This window comes from Chromobacterium indicum, assembly GCF_039708975.1.
Taxonomy (GTDB): domain Bacteria; phylum Pseudomonadota; class Gammaproteobacteria; order Burkholderiales; family Chromobacteriaceae; genus Chromobacterium; species Chromobacterium piscinae.
The window spans coordinates 25,780-48,349 of the sequence record NZ_JAYFSJ010000010.1 but is presented as its reverse complement, the minus strand read 5'-3'; the positions used below and the strand labels follow the sequence as shown (position 1 = coordinate 48,349).

21 protein-coding genes are annotated in these 22,570 nt (G+C 67.7%); 7 read left to right on the top strand and 14 right to left on the bottom strand.

The window, feature by feature from the left end:
- The first annotated feature begins 207 nt into the window (after positions 1–207).
- From VA599_RS14710 to VA599_RS14700, 3 genes are read left to right on the top strand one after another with little or no spacing between them, the layout of a single operon-like run.
- Positions 208–1,227, top strand: a complete 1,020-nt coding sequence (locus VA599_RS14710; protein ID WP_021476479.1) for a hypothetical protein — start codon at positions 208–210, stop codon at positions 1,225–1,227.
- A 10-nt stretch (positions 1,228–1,237) separates the two neighbouring features.
- Positions 1,238–3,214: a hypothetical protein gene (locus VA599_RS14705; RefSeq protein ID WP_021476478.1), complete on the top strand. Its 1,977-nt coding sequence runs from the start codon at positions 1,238–1,240 to the stop codon at positions 3,212–3,214.
- A 13-nt stretch (positions 3,215–3,227) separates the two neighbouring features.
- Positions 3,228–4,286 (top strand): ferritin-like domain-containing protein, encoded by a 1,059-nt coding sequence (locus VA599_RS14700; protein WP_021476477.1) that lies wholly within the window; start codon positions 3,228–3,230, stop codon positions 4,284–4,286.
- Positions 4,287–4,408: 122 nt separating this feature from the next.
- On the opposite strand, the gene VA599_RS14695 is transcribed toward VA599_RS14700, so the two are convergent.
- Positions 4,409–5,020 carry a M15 family metallopeptidase gene (locus tag VA599_RS14695; protein ID WP_104946178.1) on the bottom strand — a complete coding sequence of 204 codons (612 nt, stop codon included), beginning with the start codon at positions 5,018–5,020 and terminating at the stop codon, positions 4,409–4,411.
- Positions 5,021–5,153: 133 nt separating this feature from the next.
- Here VA599_RS14695 and VA599_RS14690 point away from each other — a divergent pair, with 133 nt between their 5' ends.
- The 4 genes from VA599_RS14690 to VA599_RS14675 all read left to right on the top strand — a co-directional run bounded on the left by VA599_RS14690 (position 5,154) and on the right by VA599_RS14675 (position 9,445).
- Positions 5,154–6,746, top strand: a complete 1,593-nt coding sequence (locus tag VA599_RS14690; RefSeq protein ID WP_021476475.1) for an ABC transporter substrate-binding protein — start codon at positions 5,154–5,156, stop codon at positions 6,744–6,746.
- Positions 6,734–7,726: a M14 family metallopeptidase gene (locus VA599_RS14685; RefSeq protein WP_346789256.1), complete on the top strand. Its 993-nt coding sequence runs from the start codon at positions 6,734–6,736 to the stop codon at positions 7,724–7,726. Before VA599_RS14690 ends, VA599_RS14685 begins: the two co-directional genes overlap by 13 nt.
- 256 nt (positions 7,727–7,982) lie before the next feature.
- Positions 7,983–8,540, top strand: a complete 558-nt coding sequence (locus VA599_RS14680) for a hypothetical protein (RefSeq protein WP_346789254.1) — start codon at positions 7,983–7,985, stop codon at positions 8,538–8,540.
- Positions 8,541–8,647: 107 nt separating this feature from the next.
- Positions 8,648–9,445 (top strand): hypothetical protein, encoded by a 798-nt coding sequence (locus VA599_RS14675; protein ID WP_021475155.1) that lies wholly within the window; start codon positions 8,648–8,650, stop codon positions 9,443–9,445.
- A gap of 72 nt (positions 9,446–9,517) precedes the next feature.
- On the opposite strand, the gene VA599_RS14670 is transcribed toward VA599_RS14675, so the two are convergent.
- The 13 genes from VA599_RS14670 to VA599_RS14610 form a co-directional block, all read right to left on the bottom strand.
- Entirely contained in the window at positions 9,518–10,633 is a 1,116-nt protein-coding gene (locus tag VA599_RS14670) for a hypothetical protein (protein ID WP_021475154.1), read from the bottom strand.
- Positions 10,605–11,348, bottom strand: coding sequence for an outer membrane lipoprotein-sorting protein (locus VA599_RS14665; protein ID WP_021475153.1), 744 nt, complete (start codon positions 11,346–11,348; stop codon positions 10,605–10,607). Before VA599_RS14665 ends, VA599_RS14670 begins: the two co-directional genes overlap by 29 nt.
- A gap of 13 nt (positions 11,349–11,361) precedes the next feature.
- The gene (locus tag VA599_RS14660) at positions 11,362–12,654 is read right to left on the bottom strand and encodes an ABC transporter permease (RefSeq protein WP_021475152.1); all 1,293 of its coding nucleotides are present in this window, start codon (positions 12,652–12,654) and stop codon (positions 11,362–11,364) included.
- Entirely contained in the window at positions 12,651–13,400 is a 750-nt protein-coding gene (locus tag VA599_RS14655; protein WP_021475151.1) for an ABC transporter ATP-binding protein, read from the bottom strand. The genes VA599_RS14660 and VA599_RS14655 overlap by 4 nt, the downstream gene beginning before the upstream one ends.
- Positions 13,401–13,489: 89 nt before the next feature.
- Entirely contained in the window at positions 13,490–14,380 is an 891-nt protein-coding gene (locus VA599_RS14650; RefSeq protein ID WP_346789251.1) for an NAD(P)-dependent oxidoreductase, read from the bottom strand.
- Entirely contained in the window at positions 14,377–15,432 is a 1,056-nt protein-coding gene (locus VA599_RS14645; protein WP_346789250.1) for a zinc-dependent alcohol dehydrogenase, read from the bottom strand. The genes VA599_RS14650 and VA599_RS14645 overlap by 4 nt, the downstream gene beginning before the upstream one ends.
- Complete coding sequence (locus VA599_RS14640; RefSeq protein ID WP_346789248.1) at positions 15,429–17,468, bottom strand: FAD-dependent oxidoreductase; 2,040 nt, start codon at positions 17,466–17,468, stop codon at positions 15,429–15,431. The genes VA599_RS14645 and VA599_RS14640 overlap by 4 nt, the downstream gene beginning before the upstream one ends.
- Positions 17,461–18,240, bottom strand: coding sequence for a 3-oxoacyl-ACP reductase FabG (gene fabG / locus VA599_RS14635; RefSeq protein ID WP_346789246.1), 780 nt, complete (start codon positions 18,238–18,240; stop codon positions 17,461–17,463). The genes VA599_RS14640 and fabG overlap by 8 nt, the downstream gene beginning before the upstream one ends.
- A 55-nt stretch (positions 18,241–18,295) precedes the next feature.
- Positions 18,296–19,477, bottom strand: coding sequence for a beta-ketoacyl synthase N-terminal-like domain-containing protein (locus tag VA599_RS14630; protein WP_346789245.1), 1,182 nt, complete (start codon positions 19,475–19,477; stop codon positions 18,296–18,298).
- Positions 19,470–20,699, bottom strand: coding sequence for a beta-ketoacyl-[acyl-carrier-protein] synthase family protein (locus VA599_RS14625; RefSeq protein ID WP_346789244.1), 1,230 nt, complete (start codon positions 20,697–20,699; stop codon positions 19,470–19,472). The genes VA599_RS14630 and VA599_RS14625 overlap by 8 nt, the downstream gene beginning before the upstream one ends.
- 19 nt (positions 20,700–20,718) lie before the next feature.
- Positions 20,719–21,162: a 3-hydroxyacyl-ACP dehydratase FabZ family protein gene (locus VA599_RS14620; RefSeq protein WP_346789243.1), complete on the bottom strand. Its 444-nt coding sequence runs from the start codon at positions 21,160–21,162 to the stop codon at positions 20,719–20,721.
- 2 nt (positions 21,163–21,164) lie between these two features.
- Positions 21,165–21,503 (bottom strand): phosphopantetheine-binding protein, encoded by a 339-nt coding sequence (locus VA599_RS14615; protein WP_021476334.1) that lies wholly within the window; start codon positions 21,501–21,503, stop codon positions 21,165–21,167.
- A 21-nt stretch (positions 21,504–21,524) separates the two neighbouring features.
- Entirely contained in the window at positions 21,525–22,547 is a 1,023-nt protein-coding gene (locus VA599_RS14610; RefSeq protein ID WP_021476335.1) for a methyltransferase domain-containing protein, read from the bottom strand.
- Positions 22,548–22,570: the final 23 nt, after the last annotated feature.

Below are 22,570 nucleotides of genomic sequence, written 5' to 3'. Positions count from 1 at the left end.
TGCGTCCTAAAACCCGGCAACTATAACCACACTTGCAATGATGCTGCATGCATTTAATTTCAACAAAAACAATACGATGTGGATCAACTGCGGCGATATCAAGCATGGGCCCCGGAGCGTGTTCGAAGCGGCCCCACCCATGCGGACTCGCCGCATGACTGTGCGGCAAGGGGACGTGGGTCTGCCTACACACAAGGAGCACGATCGATGTCATTGCAACAGTCTATCTTCGCCGCCGCGCGCCGGGGCGGGCTGGTTCTGGCCTGCGCCACGGCCTGGGTCCAGGCCGCCGACATGCCGGAGGCCTCTGCCCCCGCCGCGCTCAAGGCGCTGAAAAGCACGCCGGCCGCGCGCCACAGCTACTACACCGGCGGCGTGCACAATACCGTGGGCTGTTTGTTGCCGGGCAGCTGCGTCTATCCGCGCAAGCCCGGCGAGCCCAGCAATCCGCTGTTTCCCGAATGGTGGGTCAGCGACTGGACCATGTACCGCATCTTCAACCAAGCCGCGATCAAACAATATCCGCCGCCCTACGCCTCGCCGCCGGCCGGCATGGCCGAGGGCCAGGATTACGAAGTCTCCTACGGCGCCAGCTATTACGATTCCAGCTATGTGCCGGCCGACGGCGACGGCCGCGGCGCGATGATGGAGCATTATGAAAAGCGCTGCCTGCCGATTTTCCCCGGCAGCAACCACTACAGCTGCTCCTTCGTGTCGCTGGGCAACAAGGCTTACTTCCTGCGTTACGCGGACCGGCCCAAGGGCACGCCGCAATGCTGCCAGTTCTCGCTGGACAACCACCCGCCCCGGCGCGACTTCATCAAGCACCTGCCGTACAACGCCGAGCAAAGCTCGCATCTTGACAACAGCCTGCAGGCTTACTCGCGCGTGATCCAGCCCGGCGACATCCTGTTCGGCTACGCCTTCTACAAGCAAGCCACGCGCGACGGCGGCAAGGGGGCGCCGTATCGGCATCCGCAGTCGTTCTTCTTCTCCGGCGATCCTGGCTCGCCGCCGGACGCGCCCATGGTCAGCCAGAACTATCAGAACTTCCGCGCCCAGAAGCCCGATCCGAAACAGACCTGGATGAAAGTGGCGGAAATGTGTCCCGCCAAGCCGGAGTGGTGCTGCCTGTTCGCCACCGATTGTCCGGACAAAGCCGGTGCGCCGGCCGCCGACAAAGCCGATTCCCAGCCCGACGCCAGCTGGGCCACCCTGCAGCCGTAAAGGAGACGCCATGAGTTACCTAGACTCGCCCCGCATCCATTTCTCCGGCTATTTCCAGTCGGACGTGTCCACCATCAACAACAATGTCTGCTATTACGATTCCGACGCCTTCAAAGAGGAATACCAGCAATTCGGCGACGGCGGCTGGAATCCGCAAGGTACCGCCATCTTCCGTTTCGTCAGTTGCAGCGTGACCGGCGCCAGCCTCAACGGCAAGCCCATCACCAGCAGCGCGCAAGACCCCATCATCGGTCTGGCGATGGAAAACGCCGACCAGCGCGCGCCGGGAAAGATGGCGGATCTGGACCCGCAGCAGCAGATGGTGTCGCAAATCTGGGCCATGCAGGTGCGGCTGACCGATGACGTCGAACGCGCGCTGTTCATCGGCGACATGCTGCCAGTGGGCTTCATGAACCTGTGGCAGCGCCAGCAGCAAGGCGTGCGCTCCGATCAGCTGCTGGCCGCCAATTTCCAGTCCATCCTGGAAAACGTGCAGTGGAACGGCCAGATCCACTCCCCGGTGCTGGAGGCCATGCGCCAGGCCACCCAGAACGGCCTGCTGTCCATCGAATTCAACCTGTTCGGCTACGGGCGCGATCCCTCCATTCCGCGCTACACCCAGGGCCATATCGTCGGCACCATCGGCCCTTATCATGAGCGCGAACCCAGGCATTTCACCCTGGGCCGGCAAATGACCGCGCAGTTGGATCCCAACCCCAATACCTATCCCATGGTGCCGTCCGGCGGCATCTACAGCTTCCAGTGCAAGAACCACCCGGAACGCAATACGCTGACCGCGGACTTTGGCAACGCGCTGCCCATCGTCGACGCCAGCGGCGCTTTCGTCGATATGGGGCCGCTGGCGCTGGGCGTGCTGAAAACGCCGGCCCATGCCCCTATCAGCGGCAATCTGGACAAGGATGAAGTCATCGTGCTGGGCCGGGTGGCTTACGATCCTCCGTCATCGGACGCCGCCGCCGGCACCGATCCCTCGCCATGGTATCGCCAGACCGCCGCGATCCAGGACTTCGACTACTCCGCCATTCCCGGCGCGGCGGCGGCGCTGAAATCCTGTCCGCTGGTCTTGCTCGCGCCCTCCGGCGATGTGTTCCAGGTGCTGGTGCAAGAATCCATCGACGGCCTCTACGTGCGCTCCGACGACCATGTGCTGCGCTTGAACGCCGGACAGCAGCTTCCGGTGAGCTTCTACGCCAGCCGTTACGGCCAGCCGCTGTCCGCGCAAGTGGATGTGGAGCTGCTGCCCAACGGAGCCACGCTGATGGGCGGCGGCCAGCCGCTGCCGCCGTCGCCGCCAAACAACAAGCCGGTGCTGCCGCCCAAGATCAGCGTGCCGGCGGACGCCGTGCAGTATCCAGCCTCCTTCCATACCAACGACAGCGGCTACGGCAAGGCGGTGATCGGCTCGATTCCGGCCGGGCCGGGCAATCCACGCGGCTATATCGACGGCCAGCTGTACGGCATCGGCTACCAGCTGCAGCAACAGCCTCAGGGCTATGTCAGCAATTACTGGAACTTCGTCAGCGTGCTGGCCTTCGACCGCGTGCCGATGCCGGACCACCCCACCTGGCACGACGACATCCGGCCCATCTTCGTCCAGTACGGCAACCTGTATCCCATCATGAGCAAGCACGTGGTGGACCTGGGCGATTACGACTCGGTGGTGCGCCACCTCGACATTCTCAAACTGGCGTTCCGCCTGCCGCTGAGCGATCCCAACCATATGCCGGTGACGCGCGACCTGTCGGACGACAAGCGCGCCATCATCCTCAAGTGGCTGGACCAGACCGACGCTCAGGGCAAGCCGCTCAAAGGGTCGCCTCCGCTCAAGGCCGCCGCTCCGGCAGCGCCCAAAGAGGTGGATGCCGACGCGGTGGCGGTGGCCTTGGACGCACTGCAAGTCGCCGGCAAGACCGCGGTGGTGATGCAACGCCAGGCGCAGCGCAAAGCCGCGCCGTCGCAGGATTGAGGGAGAACAGACCATGATTCGTTTGCAACGCAGCATCATCCACGGCATCCGCGCCGCCAAAACCGCGGCCGAGCTGCATGTTTATCTGCAAAACGCGGTGGAGCTGGAGCACGCCACCATCCCGCCCTATCTGACCGCGATCTTCTCGCTCAAGCCCGGCTACAACGAGGAGATCCGCCAGTTGATCCACAGCATCGTGATGCAGGAAATGCTGCACATGTGCATAGCCGGCAATATCCTGATCGCCATCGGCGGCCATCCGCAGATCAACACGCCGCAGTTCATTCCCAAATATCCGGGGCCATTGCCGATGTCGATAGGCGGAGAGGGCTTCATCGTCGGCATCGAACCATTCTCCAAGGAGCTGGTGTTCAATACCTTCATGGTGATCGAGGAGCCGGAAGACCCGGTGCCGGTGGAAACGCCGAAGCTGGCGGAGGAGGAGCCGGACTACGCCACCATCGGCGAGTTCTACGAGGCGATCAAGCAGCAGATCAAGCAGCTGGGCGACGGCATCTTCAAACCCGCCACCGTGCCCCACCAGGTACTGGGCTGGTTCTCTCCGGAACGGCTGTTTCCCATCACCGACGTGGCCAGCGCCCTGCACGCCATCAACATCATCATCGTTGAAGGAGAGGGCACCAGCACCAATCCGAACCAGTCGCCGGGCAATCCGGCGCATTACTACAAGTACGGCGAGATCTACTACGGCAAACGCATCGTCGCCACGCCAGATGGCGGCTATGCCTATGCCGGAGCGGACGTCCCCTACGACCCGGCCGGCGTGTATCCGATGGTGTCCAATCCGCAGGATTACGACTACCAGGACAACACCCAGGCCAAGGTGAGGGTGGAGGCTTTCGCCTACAGCTACAGCAGCCTGCTCAACGCGCTGCATCAAGCGTTCAACGGCGAGCCCAGGCGCATCGACACCGCCATCGGCCTGATGTACGACCTCAAGGTGCAAGCGGTCAGCCTGATGGAAACGCCGGTGGCGCCGGGCAGCGAGAAAACCGCCGGGCCAAGCTACCGCTACGTCAATACGCAAGGCGGCATGGATGCCGGCGCTTAGCAGCCCTGGCGTGGCTCTCAGGACAAGCCGCCTCAAGCGATAGCTGATGGAGAAACCGCCCGGCGATGCCGGGCGGTTTTGTTTTTGTCTCGGCGCGACCGGCTGCGGCGCCCGCGCGCCCGCTACTCGATCAGCCGCATATGCGTGCGCACCCAGTCTCGGTCGGCAGCCTCGAAATGCCACCATTCGGTGGCGATGCCGCGAAAACCCGCCGCCTCCATGCAGCCGCGCAATAACTGGCGGTTGGCCAGTTGCGCGTCGCTGAGCAGCCCCCGCGCCAGCATCTCCTCCTCCCGCTGCGGCTGCGCGCGTTCGGTGAAATCGTCGAAGCCGGTGCCCATGTCGAGCTCCCGCCCCTCAGCATCCTCGGCGGTGATGTCCACCGCCATGCCGAAGCTGTGGATGGAGCCGCGCGCCGGATCGGCCACGTAGATGCGCTGCGGCGTATCCTTGACGATGTCCCACAGCACCCGCTGCACCCGGCCCGGCCGCAAGGCGTCGAAAACGCGCAGCCGGTGCCCGGCCCGGCGGCTGGCCATCTCGCCCGCAGCGCGGGCCAGCCGTTCCGCGGCCGCGCTATGCAGCAACGCCCGCGCCGACGGGCCGTACAGATCCCGGCCGACGAAGTTGTCGGCGCTGGCGTAGCGCAGGTCCAGCCTGACGCCAGCCATGCCCTCGATGGACACGTATTCGGGATGGCTTGCCAGCTCTTCCAGCCTGATGGTTGCGTCCATGGCTCCTCCCTCGCCGCTGACCTGCCGCAAATCCGGCAAGCGGGCGCTTGAGCGATACTGTGAAGACGATCCGATTCAGGCCTTGGAGCATGATAGGCTCGGAGCATATAACACCCATATACAGGAAACCGAGATGTCCCTGCCCCGCCTTTCGTCCTTGCTCCCGCTCGCGGCTCTGCTAGCCGCGGCGCTGCCCGCGCCAGTTCTGGCCGCCAAACCGCTGGTGTTCTGCGCGGAAGCCTCGCCTGAAGGCTTCGATCCGGCGATGTGGGACAGCGCCACCACCTACAACATCGCCAAGCCGGTGTTCCAGGGCCTGGTCGAATTCAAACGCGGCGGCGTGGCGCTGCGGCCCGGCCTCGCGGAAAGCTGGTCGGTATCGGATGACGGACTACTATATACGTTCAGACTGCGCCGCGGCGTCAAGTTCCATCAAACCGACTATTTCACGCCCAGCCGGGACTTCTCCGCCGACGACGCGGTCTTCACCATCAACCGCTGGATACGGCCGGACCAGCCCTTCAACCAGGCCTTCAAGACCCCGCTGACCGGACCGGACGGCTATGGCCTGTCCAAGCTGATCGAATCGGTGCGGAAAGTGGACGAGCACACCCTCCAGATTCGGCTGAAAGAGCGCAACGCCCCTTTCCTCACCTTCTTCGCGATGGGCTTCGCCGGCATGCAGTCGGCCGAGTACGCCGACCAGTTGCTGAAGGCGGGCAAGCCGCAGCAGATCAACCTGCTGCCGGTGGGCACCGGCCCCTATCGCTTCAAAAGCTACGCCAAGGACGCCATCATCCGCTACGAAGCCAATCCGCAGTACTGGGGCAAGCCGCAAAAGACCCGCAGCCTGGTATTCGCCATCGTGGCCGACCCGCAGGTGCGCATCCAGAAGCTGAAGGCCGGCGAATGCCAAGTGGCCGCGGCGGTCCGCGAATCCGACCTCGACGCGCTCTTGGGCGACAAGAACATCAAGATCGCCGCCACCGGCGCCAGCAACATCTCCTACCTCGCCTACAACCTGAAGCGGCCGCAGTTCGCCAAGCGCGAGGTGCGGGTGGCGCTGGACATCGCGATCAACCGCGACGCGCTGTTCAAGGCATTGTTCCCCAAGGGCGGCGCCACCCAGGCGGTGAACCCCTTCCCGCCGTCCACCTGGAGCTGGAACCCCAAGACCCGCAATGAATACGATCCGGCCAAGGCCAAGGCCTTGCTGGCCCAGGCCGGCTACCCCAACGGCTTCGCAGTCAACCTGTGGGCTTTGCCGGTGCAGCGCCCGACCAACCCCAACGGCAAGCTGATGGCGCAAATGATCCAGCAGGACTGGGCCCGCATCGGCGTCAAGGCCAACATCCAGTCCTACGAATGGGGCGAGTATCTGAAGCGCGCCGGCGCCGGCGAGCACGACGTCTACATGTCCGGCCTCACCAGCAACTCCGGCGACCCTGACGACTTCCTGTGGAACAGCCTGTCCTGCAGCGTCAGCAAGGGCGGCCAGCGCTTCTGCAACGCCGAATTCGAGCGGCTGCTGCAACTGGGCCGCCAGACCACCGGCCAGAAGCAGCGGACGCCGTACTATCTGAAGGCGCAAGAAATCTTCAAGCGCGAGCGGCCATGGATCACCATCGCCCACTCCCGGATCTACATCCCGTTGCGCGCCAATGTGCAGGGCTTCATCATGAACCCCAACGGCTCTTTCGATTTCGAGGACGTATGGCTCAAGTGAATCCGGGCTGGCCACTGGCCTTCTCCAGCCACAGCTACCAGGCGCTGGCGGACGGCCCCGCGCTGATCGTCACCGGCGCGGTGCACGGCAACGAAGTGTGCGGCGCCATCGCCATCCGCCGCGTGATGGCGGAGCTGGAACGGGGGGCGCTGTCGCTGCGCGCCGGACGGCTGACCCTGGTGCCGGTGGCCAATGCGCTGGCCTACCGGCTGGGCCAGCGCGGCGGCGACCGCAACCTGAACCGCAATCTCGCGCCCTGCGATCATCCGCGGGACTACGAGGACCATGTCGCCAACTGGCTGTGCCCGCTGCTGGCCGAGCATCAGGTCCTGCTCGATCTGCATTCCTTCCAGTCGCCTGGTCAGCCGTTCGTATTCCTGGGCCCGGCCGACAACGACGGCGAGCTGGAGCCGTTCGTCCACGCGGCCTGCGAGGAAGCGCTGGCGCGGCGGCTGGGCGTCGCCGACGCGGTGGACGGCTGGCTGTCCACCTACGCGCTGGGCGTGGCGCGGCGGCGGCAGTCGCCGGCCGGCGACGCGAGGCTGGCCGAACTCAACGCCGACCCGCGCTACGGCGTGGGCACCACCGAATACATGCGCTCGCAAGGCGGCTGGGCGCTGACCTTGGAATGCGGCCAGCACGCCGATCCGGCCGCGCCGGAGATCGCCTACCAAGCCATCCTCAACACGCTGGCCCACCTCGGCATGGTGGACGCGCCCGATCCCGCCCCGCAGCCGATGGCCTTGCTCAGCCTTTATGAAGTGGTGGACAAGCGCGACGACGCTGACAGTTTCGCCCGCGCCTGGAGCAGCTTCGACAGCGTCCGCCAGGGCGAGCTGATAGGTCGCCGCGCCGACGGCAGCCCTATGCTCGCGCCGGATGATGCCCGCATCGTGTTTCCCAATCCCCGGGCCCAGGCCGGCCAGGAATGGTTTTATCTGGCCAAACCGTCAGCCCGGCTGGAAAACGGCCAATCCTAGCGCCGCTGCCGGCCTGCCATCGACGGGCTTGCCCATCGCCGGCGGATGCCGCACCGGGCAAGACGCCAGTTCGAATTTTCAATAGCAGATTATTTGAATCAATAACAATCGCCGCCGCTTATCACCCGATAGCCGCCAACCTCCAGAAAACTGGAGTTCCATCTCGTAGGACAACAAGGCAAAATCCAGCGACAAAACCAAATATCCTGGCTCGCCAGCCCATCCATCGCCGCGCGTGAAACAAGGGGAGTGGAAAATGAATAAACCTCTGACCGCCACTTACTCGCCGGACGACGACAGGCTGAGAATCTACGCCCGCGGCAAGCTGAGCGATCCGCTGCGCTCCATGCTGGAACATCAAGGTCTCCACCTGCTGCCCGAAGCCATGGTTTTCGTATCCGCGTCCGGCTGGTCGCTGCGCCAGGAAAATCTGCTGCTGCAGCTATGCGGCATGATAGAGGACGACGCCGTCTGGCATGGCGATCTCTATCTGCCCTATATCGAGCACATTCCCTACCGGGACCTGCCCCCCGGCACCGGTCCGTGGTACGACCCCCGTTACTGGCAGGTCCGCGCCGCCGCCCTGGCCGGCCGCCAGCATCCGGAAGAAAAAGTGCTGCTGGAGCTGCGGCTGGCGCGCATCGCCCCGCTGCGCAGCCAGATCGCCAGCCTGGAGTCCAGGCTGACGGACGAGGAGCGGCGCGCGCCGGGCCCGCCCCGTAGCTGGTCTGACGGCCGCCTGACGTTGTGCCGGCTCAAATTGCAGCTGTCCTACTGCCTGCGCTTTCAGCAAGAAGCGCGCCTGGCGGCTTGAACCCATCCGGCTCTCGCAAAGCGGCGATGTCCGGTCGGACAGGCCTGGAATATCGAGGCCGCCCTCCGCATTAGAATGTCCGGCTTCCGTATTAGGAAATATCGCCGATGACATACGCCATGTTGGCCCCGGAGCAATTCACCGACGAACACAAAAGCTTCCTGGCCGGATTTCGCCAATCGATAGAAATGCTGTCGAAAAGCTCGGACATGATGCTGGGCGCGAAGGACATCCATTCCCGGCATCTGATCTCCACCGATGCCTACGCCAGGATCGTGGCGCTGAAACAGGGCGGCGACGTCGCCGGCCGGCTGGACTGCGAAATGCCGTGCGAAGGCACCGCCGAGTTCGCCGACAGCTATGTGAGCGAAGATCTGTCGCTGATGCGCGGCGGCAAAATCGAGCGCAAGATCGCCACGCTGAACATCCACGAATACGCCGACGGCCTGAAGGCCCGCGTGTTCAACAAGCACATGCTGGTCCACCATCCCAGCCAGTCGATTCTCGGCACCATCTACAGCGGCCAGGACGTCGAAATAGGCAATTTCCTCAACATCATCCCCAATTACGTGCTCGAGTTCGGCGCCGGCTGCAGCCTGGAGCAGGGCTCGGCCTACAGCAGCCTGGAAGGCGTGACGCTGACCGAATACGAACAGGAGGTCTGCTTCCTGCTGCTGCTGAACTGGGAGTTCAAGCAGATCGCCGCCTTCATGGACAAGTACCGGCCGCGCAACGCGCCGCGCACCACCGATTCGGTGATCAAGTGCAAGAACTACCTGTGCGAGAAATTCGGCATCGAGCAGGCCCGGCTGCAGGCGCTGAAGGAATTCCTGGTCCACCACGGCCTGCACCGCAAGATTCCGCGCTCGCTGTTCAACCGTCTGATCGGTTCCAAGCTGCTCTAGTCCCGCGCCTCCTCCCAGCATCCAGGCGCGGGCATCCCGGCCTGCGCCATGCCGAGCCGGACACGCCGGCGCTTACAGCAGAAACAACTTCAGCCCCAGCGTGACGCCGCTGCGGTAGACGCCGCCCAGCTCGCTGCCGGCGCCGCCCTCGCCCAGGATCAGCATCGCGAAGCCGGACAGGCGCGGCTGCAGCCGGCGCTCGCCGTACAGCGTCCAGCCCTGGCTATGGTCGTCCCGGTTGCGCGTCCACTCCAGCCGCCAGTAGCGCTCCAGTTCCTGCGGGTTGCTCTGCACGCTGGCCCACAGGTAATGGCGGCCGCGCAGCGCGGCCGGGTCGGCTTGCAGCGTCGCCTCGCCGTTGTCGCCGTTGAACAGGTATTCGGCCGACCACACCCGGCCGGCGGCGCTGGTGTAGCCGGCGCCGGCCAGCCAGCGCGTGGCCGTCGCCGCGCCGCGCCGCTGGGCGGACGCCTCTCCGTACAGCAGCCAGGCGTCGTCGGGCGTGTACTGGGCGAAAGCGCCGAAGAAAGGCCCCTGGCGCTGGCTGCGCGCCTGGCTGAGCACCAGGCTGGCCAGCGAATCGTCGCCCTGCCGGTCCAGCTTGAACAGCGCGGTGTCGCGCTGCCTGGGCTGCGGCAAAGTCCGGGTATCGGACACATAGGCGGAGGTCAGCCGCCAGCCGCCGCCGCTGTGGGTCCAGCGCGCCAGATCGATGCCGGGCGTGTCGGCCAGCGGATTGGTCCGGCCGCTGTCGAAATAGAAGGGATTGCTGGGAGAACGGAAATTAGCCGGCCCCCAGCTGAATTTCTCGCGGCCGGCCACCAGTTGTTCGCCGCCGCTGGCCAGGCTGAAATAGCCCTGGTTGAGGCTGGCCTGCCCGTCGCTGCGGCAATCCAGGCCGCCGGGCGGGCAGGCGCGCAGCCAATTCAGCCTGGGCGCCAGCTCCACGCGCAGCGCGTCCCGCCTGAGCGTCAGGTCCAGCCGCCCCTCAGCGTGATACTGCTTTTGCGGCAGCGGCAGCGGGGAGGTCAACCGGTAGGCGTCGCCGTATAGCCAGGTCTCCAGGCTGGCGTCTGTCCGCCACGCCTCGCCGCCATCGCCTTCGGCGGCGTGGACGCCGGCGCACAGCAGCAGCGCGGCCAGGCCGGCCGCGGCGCGCTCAGAGATTGTCCACCTGGAATTCGGCATCGGCGAAGTTCTTCACCCGCAGCTCGCCGTACTTCAGCGTGGTGCGGGCGTCGGTCAGCGCGTCGTTGATCTGCATGGCGCTGACGAAGGGAATGCTCTTGCCGCCCACCTTGACCGTGTTGTCGTACTGGAAGCTGGCCTGCTTGAGCAGCTTGCCGGACAGGCTGTAGAACTGCGCCTGCACGCCGACCATCCGCTTTTCCGACACCCAGTAGACGATGCGGTCGTAGGTGCTCTGCTTGTTGGCCGACTTCAGGTCCAGCACATAGCAGGGCTCGCCGTTCAGCGTCTCCTCCCGCAGCAGCTTGGCCGCGTAGTCCTTGGCGTAATTGGTGGCGGCGATGTCGCCTATCGCCGCCTGGCCGGACAGCCGCAGCCGCGGCGAAATCGCCACCGGCTTCTTCAGCCCGGGTTTGCTCAGCCACATATTGCGGTCCACCTGCAGCATCTTGGAGCCCTTGTTGCTCAAGGGCTCCCTGACCTCGGCTAGGCTGGCGGTCTTGTTGGCCCGCACGTCCAGCCGCATCGGCTGCAGGTCCTCGCTGGCGCTGCCGCTGTTGGCCAGCCGCACTTCCCAGGCCAGGCCGGGCAGATCGCCGCCGCGCGCCTGGTCGGACTGGCGCAGCAGCTCCTGCGCGTCCGGCGCCGCCATAACGGTCGGCGCGGCGATCAAGCCGGCCAGCAGCAGGCCGGCCGCCATCGTCATCTTTTTCATGCACATTCCTTTCTCAGCTGTGCGCCAGCGACAGCGTGATCTGCTGGCCCGACGCCTTGCGCGCCGGCATCCAGGCGGCAACGATGCTCAGCGTGCCCAGCAACAGCATCGCGAACACGGTGCGCGCCGGATCGAAATCGATGTACAACGGCACACTGACGCTGTTGCCCGGCGGCACATACTGGATGTTGGCGCCGTTGACCGCGTGGCTGGTGAGCCAGAACAACAGCAGCCCCAGCAGGCAGCCCAAGACCACTTGCAGGCAGGCCTCGGCGATGAACAGGCCCACCACCCGGACGCGGCGGTAGCCCATCGCCCTGAGCGTGCCGATCTCGCGCGTGCGTTCCAGCACGCTCATGCTCATCGCGTTGGCGATGCTCAACACCACAATGGCGAGCACGATGCCCAGCAGCAGCGTGAAGATCAGGTCGTACATATTCTTCACCTGCTTGTAGTACAGCGACATGTCTTGCCAGGTGCGCACTTCCAGATCCAGCCCGGCCGCCTGGAAATCGGCCAGCAGCCGGTCGCGCAGCGCGAGGGTGGTGGCCTCGTCCGGCGCCGGCGTGGTCAGCATCGCCAGCATGCCCTTGTCCAGCTGGCCGCCGGCCTTGGCCGGCGTGTTGATCAGCACCGTCAGCCACTCGGCCTGCTCGCCGACATCTTTCAACGAGCGGGTCAGCTGCAGCGGCACCAGCAGGAACTTGTCGTTGGTGGCGGTATTGCCGGTATTGATCACGTCGTTGACTTCGACGTCGGCGGCGTTGGCCTGGCCATGGATGGTGCCGACCAGCAGCGAAGCCTCGCCGCCGCGCTTCAGCCCCAGCACCGAGGCCAGCGCCTCGCCGACCGACACGCCGTTGGGCTTGTCGGCGACGATGTTGCGGTGCACGCCGCTGAGCGGGCCCAATATCAGCTGCAGCGCGGCCGGGTCTATGCCCTCGGCGATGAAGATGGTGCTGTTGCGGCCGTTGGAGATCATGCCGTCCAGTCCCATCCGCGGCAGCACGTGGCCCTGCGGCAGGCGCTTGCGGACGATGGCGTCCACCTTGGCGATCTCGGCCGGCGTCAGCAGATAGCGCGCCGGATGCAGCTTGCCCTCGGTGCGCCAGCCGCGCTTGTTGACCGTCAGGTGGCCGATCATCTCGCCGTGGATGGAGAGGTTGGCCAGGCCGGTGTAGATGGTCTGGGTGTAGCCGGCGAACAGCGCCAGCGCGGCGATGCCGAAGGCGATGGACAACAAGGTGACCAGGCTGCGTCGGCGGTTGCGCAGCAGATTGCGCCACGCCATCACGATGGGGTTCATGTCAGGCTCTCCGCGTTGAGTTTCAGCATGCTCTCCTCATACGACGCTTCGGCGATCTCGCCGTCGCGCAGCGCCAGATGGCGCGACACCCGCGCCAGCAGCCTGGGATCGTGGGTGGACAGCACGAAGGTGACGCCGGTCCGGTGGTTCAGCGCCTGCATCAGGTCGATCACCTCGCGGCTGGTGCGCGAGTCCAGGTTGGCGGTCGGCTCATCGGCGATCACCAGCGAGGGCTCGGTCACCATCGCCCGCGCGATCGCCACCCGCTGGCGCTGGCCGCCGCTGAGCTTTTCCGGCGGATGGTTGGCGAAAGCCTCCAACCCCACCTTCTGCAGCCACGCCCGGGCGCGCTCCCTGGCCTGGGCCTTGGCGACGCGCTGGCAGTACAGCGGCAGCATCACGTTCTCCAGCGCCGACAGCACCGGGATCAGGTTGAAGTTCTGGAACACGAAGCCGATCTCGCGGCTGCGGTAGTCGGACAAGGCGTTGTCGTCCAGGCCGGCGACATCCTGGCCACGGAACAGCATCCGGCCGTAACTGGGGCTGTCGATCAGGCCCAGCAGGTTCAGCAAGGTGGATTTGCCGGAGCCGGACGGCCCCCAGATCGCCAGGAAGTCGCCGGGCTGCACCGCCAGCGACGCATGGCGCAGGGCTTCGATCCGGGTTTCGCCCAACAAGAAGGTGCGGCCCGCGTCCTGCAGCTCGACGATGGGTCCGCCTGTCGATGATTTGACTGCTGTGCTCATGAAGCGCTCGCTCGTTTTTCGAAAGGGAAAGTCGGCATGGCTGAAAATGAATATATCATTTAATAAATTCAACAACCATGACAAAGAATTCAACAGGATGGCGTGCCAGCCAGATGGGCGATCAGGGCCGAGTAGTCGCGCCGCTTGTCCTCCTCCGCCAGCGGTCCCAGCAGCCGGCACAGCGTCGGCGCCAGCCTGGGCTCCAAGCCGCTGGCCAACGCGTGCTCGCATGCCCAGCGCAGGTCTTTTTCCAGATTGGCCAGCGAGAAGCGCGGCGCGTGATCGCCGTCCAGATAGCGCTGCCCCAGCCGCCGGTACAAGGGCGAAGCCAGGCCGCTGCCGTCCAGCGCGTCGAGAAAGCTGTCCACCGCCAGGCCATGCGCCCTGAGCAAGGCGATCGCCTCGCCCAGTCCGCCCGCCATCACGCCGACCAGCAGGTTCAAGGCCAGCTTGGCGGTATTGCCCGCGCCCAAGCCGCCCAAGTGGTGGACGCCGCGCCCCAGCGCCCACAGCAGCGGGCTCGCCCACTCCACATCCGCCTCCGCGCCGCCCACCAGAAAATGCAGCGTGCCGTGGCTGGCGTCATGCACGCTGCCGGTCATCGGCGCCTCCACCAGCGGCCAGCCGGCCGCGGCTGACTCCGCGCCCAACGCGGCCAACTGGGTGGGTTGATGGGTGCCCAGATCCACCAGCCGGCGGCCGGCGGCCGGCACGCTGGCGATGCCATCCCGGCGGAACAGCAGCGCGCGCAGCGCGGCGCTGTCGGTCAGCACCGTCGCCACCCAATCGGCCCCGGCCACGGCCTCGGCCGGCGTCTCGTGCGCGCTGGCGCCGGCGTCCCGCAACGGCGCCATCCGCTCAGGGCTGCGGTTGTAGGCCCTCACCGTCCAACCCTGCGCCAGCAGCCTCAAACCCAGCGTCGCGCCCATCGTGCCGCAGCCTATCAACGCCAGCCGCTTTCCCACATCCCGCCTGCTCATGTCCTCTCCTCCGCCACGCAGACCAAGGCCTTGAAACGCTCGCGCCGGTATAGCGCGGCGAAATAATCCGGCACCTCGTCCAGGCGCAGTCTGTCGGAAAACATCAGATCCAACGCTGGCTCGCAATCGGCCATCGCCGCCGCCACCTCGCCGCGCAGGCCGATCGGATCGCCAATCACGAACTGCAGCGCGATCTCGCGTTGCATCAGCGCGCCCCAATCCAGTTCGAAACGGCCGGCCTGCGATCCCGCGCCCACCAGCCTGCCGCGCGGCCTCAACGCCGCTAGCGCAGTCTTCAAGCCAGTCTCGCCGCCCACCGCGTCTACCGCGGCGTCGAACATGCCGGCCAAGCCCAGCGCCGCGTCGGACAAAGGCTGTCCAACCGCGATCTCCGCCACCGCCAGCCCGCCGCTCCGGGCGCGCGCCGCGCGGGCGGGATTAGCCTCCAGCAACAAAACCTCCGCGCCCCGGCGCGCCGCCAGCCAGGCGGTCAGGACGCCCACCGGGCCGGCTCCGACCACCGCCAAACGTTCGCCCGGAGCCAGCGCCAGCCGTTGCAGCGCCCCCAGCGCGGTCGGCATCACGTCGCCGGACAGCAAGCCAAAGCGCGGGTCCGCGCCATCGGCCAACGGCGTCAGCGCGACATCCGCCCGCGGCACCCGCACATATTCGGCCAAGCCGCCGTCCAGCCGCGGCTGCAGGCCGGAAAAGCCGAACAGCCGCCGCTCTGCGCACTGGGCATGCCGCCCCGCCGCGCAGGACTCGCATTCGCCGCAAGCGATGAAATCGGCGCAGGCCGCGCGCTGCCCGGGCCGCAGCGATTTCACCGCAGGCCCCGCCGCCGCCACCACGCCGACGAACTCATGCCCGATCACCGTCCCTGGCTCGAAGCCCGGCACCGCGCCGCGGTAGATGTGCAGATCGGTGCCGCAGGTGGACGCGTGGGTGACCCTGAGCAGTGCGTCGTCCGGCGCCAATAGCGCCGGCCGTGGCAGCGTCGCCAGTCTCAGCCGCTGCGGCCCTTCCCATACCACCGCCCGCATTGTGTTCATCTCAGCTCCATCGCAAACCGGTAGGCCGCCTCCAGCGCGGCGGCCAGATTGACGCCGGAGAGGCCGCCGTCGGCCGCGCCCAGCACGGTGTAGGGAATGCCGGCGCGCCGCAGCGCGTCCTCCGGCCCAAGACGCGGCGCTTGCCCGGCGGCGATCACCACGCTGCGCGCCGGCAGGCTGCGCAGCGCGCCGCTGCGCTCGCGCACAATCACCGCGTCCGCAGTGACTTCCGCCACCTCCGCGCGGCCCAGCAGCCGCACGCCGTCGCGGCGCAGCGCGTCCATCAATATCCAGCGCGTGGTGCGGCCGACGCGGTGGGCGAACTTGCGGCCGGAGCGCTGCAGCAGCGTGATCGCCGGCTCCTCGTCGTCCGCGCCTCCGTCCAGATACGGCGCCAGCGCCTCCGCCGGCAGGCGGCGCGCGAGATAGGCGCGCGCGTTCCGCGCCAGCCCGCCGCGCAGGGCGGCCAGGTATTTCGCCAGATCGCAGGCGATGCCCCCGCCGCCGATCACCACCACTGGAAACGCCACCGGACAGCCTTGCTCCAGCACCTCGGCGTAATCGCGCACATGCGGCAGCTCCAGGCCCGGCACGCCTTCCGGCCGCCGCGGCGCGGCGCCCTGCGCCAACACCACGTGGTCCCAGCGCGCGGCGTCGACCGCGCTCTCGTCGAAACTGCGGCCCAACCGCACCTCCACGCCAGCGCGCAGCAGCTCGCCGCGGTAGTAACGGATGGTGGCGGCGAACTCCTCCTTTTGCGGAATGCGCGCGGCCAGCCGCAACTGGCCGCCCAGTTCGTCCCCGGCCTCGAACAACGTCACGCGCGCGCCGCGCCGGGCCAGGAACAAGGCCGCCCCCATGCCGCTGATGCCGCCGCCGGCCACCGCCACTTCCAGCGCGCGCGTCAGCGGCGGATAGCGCCCTTCCTCCGGCAATCCGCAATCGGGATTGACGCTGCAGCCGACCGGCTGGCCGGTCAGCACGTGGTCCAGACAACGCTGGTTGCAAGCGATGCAAACGTTGATCTCGTCGAAGCGGTTTGCCCGCGCCTTGCCCGCCAGCGCCGGGTCGGCCAGAAAAGGCCGCGCCATCGCGATCATGTCGGCGCTGCCGTCCAACAGCAGCGCCTCGCCGTCGCGCGGGTCGTTGACCCGGTTGCTGACGGCCAGCTTCAGCTGCGGGTAGCGCCGCCGCGCCAGCCGGGCGGCGTCGGCGAAAGCCGCGCGCGGCACCGCCATCGAGATGGTCGGCACCTCGGATTCGTGCCAGCCTATGCTGACGTTGAGCAGGTCGATGCCATAAGGCAGCAGCTTGCCGATCAGCGCCATCGACTCCTCGGCGTCCAGCCCGTCCGGCAGCAGGTCCATGCAGGGCAGGCGGAAGATCAGCGGAAAATCCGCCCCGACGCGGCGGCGCACCGCGGCGGCGATCTCCACCGCCAGCCGCGCGCGGTTGTCGAAGCCGCCGCCCCAGCGGTCGGTCCGCTTGTTGCAGGCCGGCGCCAGGAACTGATGCACCAGGAAGCCCTGGCCGAACAGCAGCTCGATCGCGTCGTAGCCGGCGGCGACGGCGCGGGCTGCGCAATCGGCGTGGGCGGCGATGGTCGCCTGAATCTCGGCCTCGGACAGCGGCCTGGGCGTGAACACGCTGGACGGCAGCCGCTCAGCCGACGACGACACCATGCCGCCGTGAAAGGCCTCTCGGCCGAAATGCAGGATCTGCAGCGCAATGCGGCCACCAGCCTCGTGCACCGCGCCGGTGATCAGCCGGTGGCCGGCGATTTCGTCGTCGCGGCGCAAGGCGAAGCCGCCGGCGGTGGTCCTGCCCGCCTCGTCCGGCGCGCAGCCGGCGCTGACGATCAGCCCGACGCCCTCCCGGGCGCGCAGCGCGTAGAACGCCGCCATCCGTTGCCAGGCGTCGTCGCATTCGTCCAGATTCAAGTGCATCGAGCTCATCAGCAGCCGGTTGGGCAAGCGCAGCCGGTTCAGCGCGATCGGCGAGAACAGCCGGCCGAGCAAGGGCCGGGCTTCAGGCACACAGCCCTCCGTCGACCACCAGCACGTGGCCGGTGATGTAGCTGGCCGCGCCCGAGCACAGGAAGCCGACGGTCTGCGCCACCTCCTCCGGCCTGCCGAAGCGAGCCAGCGGGATTTGCTTGGCGCGCGCGTCCTCCAGCAAGGCCGCGCCTTTGTCCGACGCTTTCATTTCCGCCAGCATGTCGGTTTCGATGAAGCCCGGCGCCACCGCGTTGACGCGTATGCCGTAGCGGCCGACCTCGCGCGCCAGGCCTCGGGTCAGCGCCAAGAGGCCGGCCTTGGCCGCCGCGTAGTTGGCCTGGCCGACCTGCGCCCGCATGCCGCCGACCGAGGCGATGTTGACGATCTGCCCGCTCTTGCGGCTCATCATGGTCTGCAGCGCGGCGCGCGCGCAGTGGAAGCTGCCGTCGAGATTGCTGCCCAGCACTGTGGTCCAATCGTCGGCCGGCATCATCGCCAGCAGGCCGTCGCGGACGATGCCGGCATTGTTGACCAGGGTCTGCACCCAGAAGCCGCGCTGGCGGATGTCGGCGAACATCGCCGCCACCGCATCGCGGTTGGACACGTCGGCGCGAACCGGATAGGCCTCGCCGCCCGCTGCCCGTATCGCCGCGCAGGCGTCCTCGGCCGCCGCGCCGTCCAGCCGATAGTTGACGAAGACCGGCAGCTTGCGGCCGGCCAGCTCCAGCGCGATCGCGCGGCCTATGCCCCGCCCCGCGCCGGTGACCAGCGCCGCCTTGCACAAGGCGAGCGGCAGTGCGTGTTCACTCATCGCGTTCTCCATGATGGCCGCCGCGCCCCTGCGCGCGGCGCGAAAACAATGGCGCTCACCGGCGCAGCCCCAGCGCGCAGAACGCCCCGGCGGCGTCGTTGCCCAACACCAGCGCGGCGGCGTCATCCGGCAGCGCTCCGCCGGCTGCGGCCTGCGCCAGCGCCGGATCGGCGTCCGCCGCCACGTCCGGCGTGGCCGGCGCGCGCCGGCTTGCCAGCGAAGCGGCGGCCAAGGCCACCTGCAGCGCGCCGCTCCAGCTCTCGCCCTCCCCCGCCAGCGCCCGCGCGGCCAGCAGCTTGCACGGCCGCCCGGCGCGCTCCGCCAGCCAGCGTCGCAAGGCCCGCGTCTCCAGCCTTTCGTGATCGCGGCCCGCGCCACCGGCGCCCGGCAGCAGCAGGGCCGGCTCGGCGTCGGCCGCGCGGCGCCAGCCGTCCAGCAGCGATTGGACCGCGTCGCCCCGGCCCAGCCGGCCGGCATGCCAGCCGCCCAGCCTGGCGTAGACGCGCGCGCCGCGCGCCGCCGCGCGCTCCGCGTCCTCCAGCACCAGCATGCACGCGCCCTCGGACGGGATCAGCCCTCCGCCCCGTTCGCCGAAGAAGGCCGGCCTGCCGGCCAGCGCCGCGTCGCCGTAATAATCGCGGCAGAAACGCAAGCCGAAGCGCGACAGCGCCTCCACGCCGCCCGCCAGCGCGATCTCGGCCCGGCCGGAGCGGATCAGGCCGGCGGCGCGCGCCACCGCCTGCAGCGAAGCCAGCGGCCCCGAAGCCAGCACCGAGCTGGGGCCGCGCAGACCGAAGCGGATCGCCATCTGGCCGCAGGCGATATTGCGCGCCACCAGCGGGAATTCGGCCGGATTGATCCGTTCCGGCCGCCCCTGCAGCAGCGGCAGCGAAAACTTGTGCACCGAGGTCTGCTCGGAGCGCGCGGTGCCCAACAGAGCCGCGCAGTCTTCCGGCGCCCCGCCGTCGCTGTAGCCCGCATCCTCCAGCGCCGATCCGGCGGCGAAGCTGGCCAGCATCATCGGCTTGTCCATCAGCCGCAGCGCGCGCTCGTTGAAATAGCGGGTGCGGGGATAATCGCCGACGCTGGCGATCAGGGACTCGGCGTGCGGCGGCGACGCCGCCTCCGGCCAGGCGGAAAACACGAAGCGTCCGCCGCGCGCGGCGTCGAACACGCTGTCCAGCCCGACGCCGTGCGGCCCGACCACGCCAATGCCGGTAATCGCCACTTCACGCATGTCCATCCTCCCGGTAATGGCCAAACACGATGCAGGAGCAGGCGCCGCCGAAGCCGAACGATTGCGACAGCGCCCGCCGCAGCGCCGCCGGCCTGGCCTCGGCTCCGACCAGGCGGCTGCGCAGTTCCGCCTCGTCGCCGCGGGTGTGCAGCGTCGGCGGGATCAGACTGTTCTCCAGCGCCAATACCGTCGCCGCCGCTTCCAGCGCGCCGGCCGCGCCCATGCAATGACCGATCGAGGCCTTGTTGGAGCTGATGTGAAGCCGCTCGGCGGCATCGCCGAACACCAGATTGATCGCGCGGATCTCGGACGCGTCGTTGTGGCGGGTGCCGGTGCCGTGGCAATTGATGTAGTCGATGTCCGCCGGCGCTAGGCCGGCGTCGTCCAGCGCGCGGCGGATCGCCAGCGCCTCGCCGCCGCCGTCTTCCGAGGTGGCGGTCAGGTGGTGGCCGGTATTGGACAGACCGTAGCCCAGGATCTCGGCATGGATGCGCGCGCCGCGCGCGCGCGCCGACTCCAGCGTTTCCAGATGAAACAGGCCCGCGCCCTCGCCGATGAAGAAGCCGTCGCGCTCGCTGTCGAACGGCCTGGGCTCGCCCGTAGTGATCGAATACAGGCCGTTGAAGGCCGCGTGTATCATCTCCGCCAGCACATCGCCGCCGCCGGACAGGCAGCGGTCGCACTCGCCGCCGCGTATCAGGTCGAAGGCGTAGCCCAGCGCGTCGGTGGTGGACGAGCAGGCGGTGGACACCAGCGACGACGGCCCGGTCAGATTGTGCCGCCGCGCCAGGAAGTCCAGCTGGTAATGGGCCGGTATCGTCTCCGCCGCCACCGGCGACGGCAAGCCCGCCTCGTAGGCCGCGCCGTACTCGCGCATATTGCGCATGCCGGCGCACAGCGTGCCCAGCACGCAGCCGACGCGCTCGGCGTCATCGAATATCAGCCCCAGGCCGGCGTCCCGCAACGCCTCGGCGGCGGCCAGCGCCAGGAAGTAGGCGCTGTCCTCGCCCGGGTCGCCGCAGCGCGCGCGCGCGCCGGCGTCCGCCAGCAACTCGGCCGGCGCCTCGCCGCCCTGCCCGCTTCGGTAAACCGAGGCGTCGAAACCTTGTATCGGCCGCCGCGCGCTTTCGCCGCCCGCCAGCGCCTGCCAAAAGCGCTCGAGGCCCGCGCCGTAAGGCGACACCACGCCAATGCCGGTGATCACCACTCTTCGCTTGTCCATGCCCCCTCCCGCCGCCGCGCTAGCGCCGCACGCCGGCTATCGTCAATTCCACGGTCAGCACTTTGTCCCCGCCCACCTTGCCCAGCCCGCTGACCGCGTACATCGCGCTGCCCGGCGTCGGCTTCACCTCCAGCGCGTAATCCACCCGCTCGTCCGGCCGGACGAAACGGTGGAAGTAAGACTTGCGCACCCCGGCCAACACGCCCAGGGTTCCCGGCGTCCAATCCTCCCCGCCGCAGCGTATCGCCACCCCGGCCAGCTGCGCGGCCGCTTCCAGCAGGTAGACGCCGGGCACGATGGGCTCGCCCGGAAAGTGCCCGCGCAAATGGGGATGGTCGGCGCGCCAGCTGGCCCCGCCGCCCACCCTCCAGCCATCCACCTCGGCGTCGCAGAGGAAGAAAGCGTCGCCGGCGTGCGGCAGCAGCGCCGCCAGTTCATCGCCGGAGAATTGCCGCGCCGCCACGGCTACAGGTCTTCCTCGGCGTCGAAGGCCGTCACCGCCTCCAGGTCCAGCTCGATGAAGCGGCGGGCAGCGCCGTCGCCGAAGGCGTCCAGCACGTAGCGCGCCAGCGTGCGTATGCTGTTGACCACCTTGGGGTTGAAGTTCTCCGGGATCACCGCGTCCAACAGCTCGTGCAGCGTGGCAATGGCGTCGAAGGCCTCGATGGAGTCCAGGCCGATCTGGTTGATCAGGTCGGCGTCGGCCGGCAGCGGCTGGTCTTCGTCCAGCTTCAGCAGCCGGACCAGGAAGTCGCGCAGCTTGTCCTCCAGCGCGGCCTCGAGCGCGACGGTGGCGTCGTTCATTGCAGTCTCCTCCTTTGGTAATCAGGCGGCATGGCCGCGTATCGCGTGGAAAAAGCCCGGGTAGCGGTCGTTGACCGCGCCGAAGCCGTGCTGGCGGTACCAGCCGCGGACCTCGGGCCTGCCGTGGCGGAACTGGTGCGGCGGCATCACGTTGTCGAAGGACAGGAACACCGAGCTGCGGTACAGCTCGCCCAGCGTCGGCCGGTCCGGATAGATGGGAAAGCGGTCCTTGTTCACCCGGTACTGGGCTTTGAGGAAGCGCAGCACCAGCGGGAAGAAGACGGCGATATAGGCGTGGCACAGCGCGATCGTCATCCAGTGCGGCAGCCGGTGGCCCAGCTTGAGGAAATGGCTGTCGCGCTGGCGGTACAGCCCGGCCCAGAAGCTGTCCTCTTCCGGCAGCGGATACAGCCAGGTCATGAAGTCGCCGCCCGGCGCCACCAGCGCGCCGATCGCGCGGAAGGCGCGCAGCGTGTCCGGCGTGTGGTGCAGCACGCCTATGCTCATCGCGAACTGCAGGCTGTGATTGGCGAACGGCGGGAACCAGACGTTGGCCTGGACGAAGTGCAGATTGGGCAGATCGCGGTTTTCCCAGGCTGCGCGGGCGATGGCGTTGGACTGGTCTATCGCCACCACCTGGTGCTGCGGAAAACGCCGCGCCAGCTCGCGCGCCTTCTCGCCGCTGCCGCAGCCGGCGTCCAGCAGCCAGGCGCCGGACGCGCGCGCGGACAGGCCGGGCGTGAACTCGCCGACGAACCAGTCCATGAACTTGCCTATCTCGTAGCCGTACACCACCGCGCGGCGCTCGGCGCGGCCGGTTTGCCGCTTGTTCCACTGGTAGGTGAAGCCGCTGCGGGTCCTGGCCACCAGGCCGTCCTGCAGCAAGAGGCGCGGCACGCCCTGCACCACCGGGTAATGGCGGCGGCAGCCGACGCAGCTGAGTTCGCCATCCTCGACCTCGCCCTCCTGCTCCCCGTTTCCAGCCACATGCAGTTCGCCGCGGCAATGGGGGCAGCGGAGAATGGCCAGCAATTCGCGTTTCATCGTTGTCTGCTCCAGCTAGGTTT